The organism is Rhodococcus sp. (in: high G+C Gram-positive bacteria) (assembly GCF_049286785.1).
Lineage (GTDB): Bacteria > Actinomycetota > Actinomycetes > Mycobacteriales > Mycobacteriaceae > Rhodococcus_F.
Map to the genome: position 1 here is coordinate 1 of NZ_JBAQEO010000678.1, position 8,350 is coordinate 8,350.

Annotated in this window: 9 protein-coding genes; all 9 read right to left on the minus strand. The window is 68.7% G+C overall.

The genetic code is table 11. From position 1 onward, the window contains the following. Window positions 1–518 (minus strand): ATP-binding cassette domain-containing protein (locus WAW17_RS24530; protein ID WP_422335485.1); only part of this gene is annotated, 518 nt, incomplete at its 3' end. Window positions 519–579: 61 nt separating this feature from the next. After that, window positions 580–1,542 (minus strand): phosphate/phosphite/phosphonate ABC transporter substrate-binding protein, encoded by a 963-nt coding sequence (locus WAW17_RS24535; protein ID WP_422335486.1) that lies wholly within the window; start codon window positions 1,540–1,542, stop codon window positions 580–582. Window positions 1,543–1,734: 192 nt separating this feature from the next. Further along, complete coding sequence (locus WAW17_RS24540; protein ID WP_422335487.1) at window positions 1,735–2,970, minus strand: alpha-D-ribose 1-methylphosphonate 5-triphosphate diphosphatase; 1,236 nt, start codon at window positions 2,968–2,970, stop codon at window positions 1,735–1,737. Further along, the gene (locus WAW17_RS24545; protein WP_422335488.1) at window positions 2,967–3,704 is read right to left on the minus strand and encodes an ATP-binding cassette domain-containing protein; all 738 of its coding nucleotides are present in this window, start codon (window positions 3,702–3,704) and stop codon (window positions 2,967–2,969) included. Before WAW17_RS24545 ends, WAW17_RS24540 begins: the two co-directional genes overlap by 4 nt. 6 nt (window positions 3,705–3,710) lie before the next feature. Then, entirely contained in the window at window positions 3,711–5,567 is a 1,857-nt protein-coding gene (locus tag WAW17_RS24550; RefSeq protein WP_422335489.1) for an alpha-D-ribose 1-methylphosphonate 5-phosphate C-P-lyase PhnJ, read from the minus strand. Next, the gene (locus tag WAW17_RS24555) at window positions 5,567–6,679 is read right to left on the minus strand and encodes a carbon-phosphorus lyase complex subunit PhnI (protein WP_422335490.1); all 1,113 of its coding nucleotides are present in this window, start codon (window positions 6,677–6,679) and stop codon (window positions 5,567–5,569) included. The genes WAW17_RS24550 and WAW17_RS24555 overlap by 1 nt, the downstream gene beginning before the upstream one ends. A gap of 1 nt (window position 6,680) precedes the next feature. Then, window positions 6,681–7,292: a phosphonate C-P lyase system protein PhnH gene (phnH, locus tag WAW17_RS24560; RefSeq protein WP_422335491.1), complete on the minus strand. Its 612-nt coding sequence runs from the start codon at window positions 7,290–7,292 to the stop codon at window positions 6,681–6,683. After that, window positions 7,293–7,730, minus strand: coding sequence for a phosphonate C-P lyase system protein PhnG (locus WAW17_RS24565; protein WP_422335492.1), 438 nt, complete (start codon window positions 7,728–7,730; stop codon window positions 7,293–7,295). Continuing rightward, the coding region (locus WAW17_RS24570; protein ID WP_422335493.1) for a GntR family transcriptional regulator at window positions 7,727–8,350 on the minus strand (624 nt) is incomplete at its 5' end. The genes WAW17_RS24570 and WAW17_RS24565, both read right to left, overlap by 4 nt.

Sequence of the window (8,350 nt, forward strand, 5' to 3'; positions counted from 1 at the left end):
ACTCGCTGCTGCTGGCCCCCGGACAGCGTGTCGGCGCGCTGGAACGGCCGGTCGGCGAGGCCGACCCGGTCGAGTTGCTCCATCGCCGCCAGGCGCACCGATTTCGGGTAGGTGAACAGGCCGAAGCGCGGTCCGCGCAGTGAGCCGAGGGCGCCGGTGCACACGTTCTCGAGCACCGACATGCTGCCCACCAGGTGGAACTGCTGGAAGACGAAGCCGACCTGCCGGCGCAGGTTCCTCAGCTCACGTCCCCGGGCGGTGCCCACGTCGTGGCCGAGCACGGTCACCGAGCCCGAACTCGGCAGGTGCAACCCATCGAGCAGCCGGAGCAAGGTGGACTTGCCCGATCCCGACAAGCCGAGCAGCGCTACGACCTCTCCCGGGTACACCCGCAACGACACGTCGTCGAGGGCACGGATCTGCGAACCGAAGTCCTTCGTCACCGTGTCGAGGGTGATGGACGGGGTAAGGATGCGGTCGATGGACGCGCCGAGCGCGGCATGGTCGGGGTCGGGCATCATGGTCTCCCTGGTCTCGCCGGATTCGTGAAGTACGGATTCATCTGTGGAGCAAATCGATTCAGCCCTGGCACGCCTCGGCCCGGGTGACCTCGCAGACCTTGCGGACGCCGTCGTAAGAGGAGTCGTCGACCTTCACGTAGCCGAACTCGACGTCTTCGGGCAGTGCACACGACGCCTCGTCGCTGCAGTAACCTCCCGCGACCAGGGCGGGACGGTTGAGCTTGTTCTGGAAGATGTCGGTGAGCTGTGCCTGCAATTCGGGCGACAGGTCACCGCTGATAGCGACGGGACTCGCCGCGATGGTCTCGGACTTCCACAGCACGTCGATCTCGCCGGGCTTGATCTGCCCCTTCTTCACGAGCACCTCATCGACCATGGTGTCGTAGGCGAAGCCCGCCTCGCACTGACCGCTGGCGACGGCGAGTACCGATGCGTCGTGGCCGCCGGCGAAGACGGGGGTGACATCTTTGACCGGGTCGATGCTGGCCTCGAGCAGACCGGCCGACGGGTAGAGGTAGCCCGACGTGGATGCGGGGTCGACGAAGCAGACGGTCTTGCCGCGGAAATCGGCGAGGCTCTTGATGTTCGAGCCTGCCTTCGTGATGGCGTAGGACTGGTACCCGGGCTTCTCGTCGGCGGCATCCACCGGAACTGCGACGGGAATGGTCGCGACTCCGCTGTCCTTCGCGGTGACGTAGGAGAACGGACCGTAACCGGCGATCTGGACCTTCCCTGCCCGCTGTCCCTCGATGACGGCGGCGTAGTCGGTGGCGTTCTGGAACTCGACCGGGATGCCGGTCTCCTTCTCGATCACCTCACCGACCAACTTGAACTGCTGCTGCAGGCTCTGCGAGTCTTCCGCCGGGATGGAGGCGAGAACGAGCGTCTGCGGATGATCGGAGTTGCCGGACGAGTCCGAGGCGGAGTCGTCCGCCGCACTGGAACCGCACGCGGCCAGGGCGAGAACCGAGGCGGCGCCGAAGGCTACGGCGGCGAGCGATCGTCGCATATGGCTACCCATGAAAGTCGTCTCCTTCTGTGCCCGGATTCTGGGCGTGGCAATGGAACGGGCGCGCATCGATACGTGGCGCGTTCACGGTGAAGGTTGCTCCATCACCGTGACCGTCACGGCAACCCTGGATGAACCGGTGGGGAACGGCCCGGGGCGTTACCAGCGGGTTGTCCCCGGAAACGGACATCGGCGACGCCATGGTCAGACCGCCCGCAGCACGGACCGCACCACCGGGCACTGATGTTCGAGGCCGACGAGCACCAGATCGGCACGCCGGCCCGGCTCGAGGGCCCCCCGATCGGACAGCCCGACCGCGGTGGCGGGACCGCTGGTGATGAGCGATACCGCCCGATGAAGCGGCATGGTCGCCTGCCCCGCGAGTGTGAATGCCGCACCGAGAAGTGAGGACGGGAGGTAGTCGGACGCCAGTGCGGTGACCAACCCCAGCCCGGCCAGCTCCGAAGCCGAGACGTTCCCCGAGTGCGAACCGCCGCGCAGGATGTTCGGCCCGCCCATCACCACGGACATACCGCGATCGCGCGCCTCACGCGCCGCCTCCTCGGTAGTGGGGAACTCGGCGACGTTGCCGCCGCGACGTGCCAGATCCGCGATCTCCACGGCGGACTCGGGGTCGTGCCCGAAGACTCGCACACACCCGGTCGCCGCGCGACCGGCGAGCCAGTCCATGGCCTCTTCGCGGACACCGATGTTGCTCTCCCGCTCGCGGACGACGTGGTCCACCGCCAGCCGGGCGTCCTCTGCCGAGATTCCGCGCATACCCGCGACGTAACGCTCGTAGAAGGCGCGGTCGGCGTATTGACCGATGCCGGGGGTGTGGTCCTCGTGCGAGATCACCGCGGGCTGGGTGTCACTGATCCGGCCCGCTTCCAGCTGCTGGTCGAACTGGCTTCGCATGGCCTCGAGGCCGGCCGCGGAGCGGACGTCCAGACGGTGCAGCACCCGGTGGTCGACCAGCCGTCCGTCGGTCTCGCGGTCGTTCCACGCCTCGATGGCCGCGCACATCTCCATGGCCGCATGCACGCTGCGCTGGTTCTTCGCAGCCTCACGGTCCGAGAACGACGCGCCGTGGAACACGGTGGTGACCCCGGCGGCGCGCAGCTTTCCCTCGAACGACATCATCGAGAACATCCAGGGCAGCTCCGCACCCGGACGGGGGAGTCGCTCGCGTTCGAGCCCATCGGAATGCACGTCCACCAGCCCTGGGAGGCAATACAATCCGCCACCGTCGACGTCGATCGGGGTACCGACGGTAACCTCGCCGACCTCCACGATCCGGCCGTCGCGCACCACGATCCGCGCGTCGTCGAACACCCGGCCCGGCAGGACCGCACGCACGTGGCCGAGCACGTAGTCGCGCGGCGCCTGCTGCAACGACCACGCGGTGCGGTGCTCGAGAGTGTGCGTGATGTCGGTCATGCTGCTGCCTCCAGAACCTCGGACGGCGTGCCTTCCTGGGCGATCCGGCCGTCGCTGAACCGGATCACGCGAGATGCCAGTTGCCGCATCGCATCCAGGTCGTGGAAGACCGCGAGCACGGCCACGCCCTGCGCCGACAACGACGCGATGAGTTCGAGCGCCCGCTCCCGGTTGGCCGGGTCGAGAGCCGAAACCGGCTCGTCGAGCAGCAGGAGCCGGGGCGGATTGACAGTGCCCGCAGCGATGTTCACGCGCTGGCGCTCACCACCGGACAGGACGCTGCAGTCCACGTCCCACAGCGCCTCGTCCAACCCCAGGCGCTGCAGCGACGCCGCAGCCGCGTCGCGGGCATCCGGCCGGTTCATTCCGCGTCGGCGTCCCGCTGCCGCAACCACTTCCAGCGGTGCCGTGCGAGGAGGGGCCGACAGGAACTGGGAGACGTAACCCAGTTCACGGCCCCGGAGCCGGGCCATCTCTCGGTCCGGCAGCGACGTCAACTCCACCGGGCCGGCGTCGGTGTTCAGCGTGACCGTGCCGGCATCCGGCAGGTAGCTGCGGTGCACACACCGCAGGAGGCTGGACTTGCCGGCGCCGCTGGGACCGGCCAGCGCCACGTGCTCGCCGGACGCGACGTCCAGGTCGATCCCGTGCAGGGACGTCACGATGCGACCGTCGATGGTGTGCAGGGTGAAGGTTTTTCGCAAATTGCGAACCGACAGGACCGGATCATTCATGGTCGTTCACCTCCGTGCGGCCGCGACGAGCCGCTGAGTGTAGGGGTGGTGCGGGTCTTGGAAGAGCTGATCGGTGAGTCCGCTCTCGACCACCCGGCCGACGTTCATCACCAGGCAGCGGTCGGTGAGCGCTTCGATCACCGCGAAGTCGTGGCTGACGACGACAGCGGCTGTGTCCCGTTCGGCGAGAAGCTTGCGCAGGAGGTCGAGCACTCCCGCGGCGACGGACGCGTCGAGTCCGGTGGTGGGTTCGTCGAGCAGCAGCACCCGCGGGTCGGTGGCGAGCGCCTTGGCGATCTGCACCCGCTGGCGCATGCCGCCGGAGAACGTGTGGACGGGATCGTCCATGCGATCGAGCGGCACCTCCACCTTGTCGAGCAGGTAGGCGGCCCGATCCCGGATCTCGTGGTAGTTGCGCCAGCCGGCCGCGGTGAGGCGTTCGGCGATGTTGCCGCCGGCCGAGACCTTCATGGTCAGCCCGTCGGCGGGGTTCTGGTGCACCAGACCCAGGGTGTCCACCCGCAGCGCACGCCGTTCGGCGGAATCGAGACCGAACACATCGGTGCGGCCCTCACCCACCGTGGTGAGGAACATCGAACCGGCGGTGGCCTCCTCCTCGCCCACCAGGCACCGCAGCACCGTGGACTTGCCCGAACCGGATTCCCCGATCAGTCCCAGCGCTTCGCCGGGGGCCACGTCGAAACCCACATCCCAGGCCGCGACGATCGCCCCGGTACGCGGGCTGATGGCGGTGCCGGTGTCGGGCCCGGTACCGGGCACCGCGTCGGCGCCGCCGGGTCCGTGGACCTTGCCGACACCGTGGGCCGCCAACGTCCATCCCTCCGGCGTGGCCGGGACCGGTCGCACCTCGAGTTCGGCGCGCGCGCGCTGCGTGGTGGTCACTGCGGTTCGGACCCGGCGGGCGGGGTCGGGCAGGTACTGCAGCGGCGCGTGCGCGGTGTGCAGTGCCTGATCGACGTCACCGTCCAGTGTTCGCGTGCACCACTCGATGTCGCTGCAGGCCTGACGTCCGCCGGGCGCCTCCACCAGGAAGGTGTCCGCGGATCCGCAACGAGCACAGCACTGTTCGGTACTCCCCTCCACCTCGAAGGGGACGTCGTCGAAAGTGAGCGGCTCCACCGAGGTGTACGGCGGCACGGCAAAGATGCGCTTCTCACGGCCGGCGCCGAACAGCGTGAGGTGCGGAGAATCGTCCAATCGGGGCACGTCCCACCGGGGGATCGGGGTGGTGACCATGACGTAGCGTCCGTTCACCAGCACCGGGTAGCCGGTGGTCTTGGTGATGACGCCATTGCGCACCAGATCCTCGTACAGGCTCACCCACATCATCGAATAGTCGGACTCGGCGTGCATGCGTGCGCACTCGCGCACCGACTTCTGCACGCCGCGAAGCGGTTCCGCGACGGGAACCTGCAACACCAGCGTCTGCCCCTCGGCCATCGGCTCCTCGGGGATCCGGTGGCGGCTCTGCACCACCGTCGAATCACGGGTGTCCTGGGTCTGGTCGCACCGCTCGCTGTCGACGATCAGCCGTCGCAGGTTGGTGGCGTTCACGCCGTCGTCGTCGCCCTGGTCGATGACCTTGACGGCGTCCTCGGTGCCGAGCAGGCCGAGGGTGATTTGCAGTCCGCCCGATCCCCAACCGCGGGCGACCGGCATTTCCCGGGAGCCGAACGGGACCTGGTATCCGGGCACGCAGACCGCGGCGAGGGTGGCGCGGCGGATCTCCCGCTTGGACCCCTCGTCCAGGATGCCCTGCGGAAACGCGGCGGCGTCGATCGAGGCCAGCACGTCGGCGGTGGTGGTGGGCGCGGTGACGGTGTCGGTGTCGGTGACGGTCATCAGCAAGTCCTTCCGATGGGTTCGGCGATGCGCTGGGAGTCGGCGTCGACTCCCCGCACAGCCCGCTTGCGGTCGATCATCGAGCGGAACGTGACGTAGTGCGGCAGCTTGAGGTGCTCGAGGAACCCGCACGAGTCGAGTCCGTCCGTGGTGAGCAGCAGCACCTGCTCGAGGCCGTCCTTGTCGCCGTACCGCCGGCACGCGATGTCGAGGTTGGCCATCGCGATCGCCTTGCGTTCGTTGTGGCCGAAGCACAGGCCGTAGCCGACGTCGAAACGGCTGCGGTCCTCGTCCGGTCCGTTGAGGTCTTCGATGGCCTCGCATTCGGAAGCGCGGATATGCCCCAGCAGCACCGGCTTTCCGGTGTGTGGGTGTGCCACCCGGAGCGGGAGACGACCGTGGCGCACCTCGCCGAGTGTGACCTCGTGGAAGTTGCCCTCGGGTCCGCGGATGGAGCGGTACCAGGTGCCGATCAGCGAACCCGTCTCCGCACGGGCCATGCTGGCGAGGATCGCCGAGCGCGGGGCCGGCGGGCGGGCGGGATGCCGGGAAATGTCGAACGGCTCGGCCCGCGTCGCGGCCACGGCGGGACGGTTGTCGACCAGCAGGTCCATCTCGCGGAGCATGTCGGAGAACCGTCGTGGATGCCGTTCCGGCTCGGTCCGCTCGCTCTCCTCCCGCATGGCCTCAGGGATCGTGACGGGCGTGGGTTCGGAACCGCGGTCGAGCAGGCGTCCGGTGTAGTCGCTGGTGCGGCCCAGCAACTGCGGGCCGTCAGGAGTGCGGTGCGCCGGCACGATGCGCCGCAGCACCACCATCTCGTCCGGGTCGATGGGTTCGCTCACAGCGAGGCGCGGCAGCGTGGACTGGTGGGCGCGCACCAGGTGCGTCGCCTCGATGACATCGCCCTCGGCCTGCCGAAGGGCATCCGCCGCGGTGTCCTCGTGGTACAGGCTGCCCTCGCCCATCACGCGGTCGACGGCAAGGCGCATGCGTCCGGTGATCTGCTCCGTGGTCAGCCACGGCGCGGGGTCGTGGTTTCGTGCGCCGCGGACCAGCGACTCGGCGGCGAGGATTGCGTCCAATCCGCCGCGTGCTCCCGAATATCCCATGTCAGTTGGCCTTTGCGGTCGGTGTGGTGTGAACGAGGGTGTCGACGACGGTGGTGCGGGGGATGCCCACCAGGTCTCCGTCGCGCCCGACGAACAACAGGTCGACTCCGGTGGGGAACGCCGATACGAGTCGCTCCCGGGCTTCCCAGATCCCGGTGGAGATACCGTGCGGCGCGAATTCGATCGGCTGCGGAACTCCGGGCCCGGTGAGCCGCACAGCGTCGCCGCCGCGCACGGAGTCCACCGCAATGATCACCGTGGCACCCGATTCGGGGCTCAGCGGCGTGCCCACGGACACCTCGCCGAGCTCGTCGTCGGTGAGCGGCCGCAGTGCCGTCACATACTTGGCGTCCCGGAGCGAGGTCTGCGGCGCACCGGTCGCAGTGGCCAGCACCGACGTCCACTCCTCCCCGGGTGCTTCGAGCAGATGTGTGCCGGTCTCGAGGTCCGCCAGTGACATCGCGGACAGCAGCGCCGACGGGTACGCGGTGCGGGGGAGTAGCCGGATGGTGCCCGGCCGGGCGAACGCATCCAGGACTGCGCGGTAGACCGCCTGAGCCTGAAGGGGATTGAGGCCGGCGCCGAGGGCGGTTCCGGGAACGATCTCACTCATCTACGTCAGCTCCTCGAATTGAACCACGGTGGGCGCCAGTTGCGCCCACTCGTCACCCTCGGCCAGTTCCCGGGCCTCCTCGACGCGGGCACACAGCGCCAGGACCTGCGCGCCGTGCGGGCGGCCGGCCTGGACCTCGGCGTCGCAGACGGCGGCGGCCAGCGTGGCGGCACGGTTGTCACCCATCCGCATGGCCCAGCCGCGTACACCGTCGAGGGTCACCTCGGCGCGGCACGCGAGCACGTCACCGAGAAAGAAATGGTCATACACGATCGGCTCGCGTACCTGCGCGGCAACCGAGCCGATCTCGGGAGCGGTGAGCACCTCGAGTTCGGCACCGTCGGCGAGGCAGGCGTCCGCGAGTGCGACGAGCTCGTCCTCCGTTGCCGCGGCAAGCAGTTCGGCGACGCGTTCGCGACCGTAGGCTGGGGAAATCATTGCCATGCAGCTTCTTTCGTCTCAGTGGGAATGTCGGTAGTTCGTGGCGGAGCCGGTGGTGCACCGATCTCCATGACGACGCGCACGGCGTCGCCGCGCATCCACGCCTTGCTGTAGGTGAGGGCTATTCCCGTCTCGGCATCGCGGTTGACGCTCTCGACCACCCAGACGGGCACCGCGGACACCAGTTGGAGCCGTTCCTGGACTTCGGCCGGGGGGATGTCCGAGGCGGTGCGGCACCAGGACCGCACCGAACGGACGTGACCCATCTGGCGGAGCACCTCGTCGAGTGATTCCTCCACCCTCATCCCGGCCGCCAGATCGGGGACCGCGTCGTGCGAGATCCACTCCGTACCGAAACCGGACACGGCCTCGTTGATGTAGTTGAGCCGGAGCATGTGGTGGGCCGGAGTGCCGGTCGGCACCTCCAGCTTGTCCGCACAGTCCGCGGGCAGCGGCGTCACCGAATGATCGAGCACCACCGAACGGGGTACCGCGCCTGCGTCCCGTACCGTGCGGTGCCAGGACGGCGGCCGGTCCCGGGAGATGACGTAATCGATTCGTTCGCTGACGTAGGTCCCGGATCCCTGGACCCGGCGCACCCGCAACCGTCGTTCCAG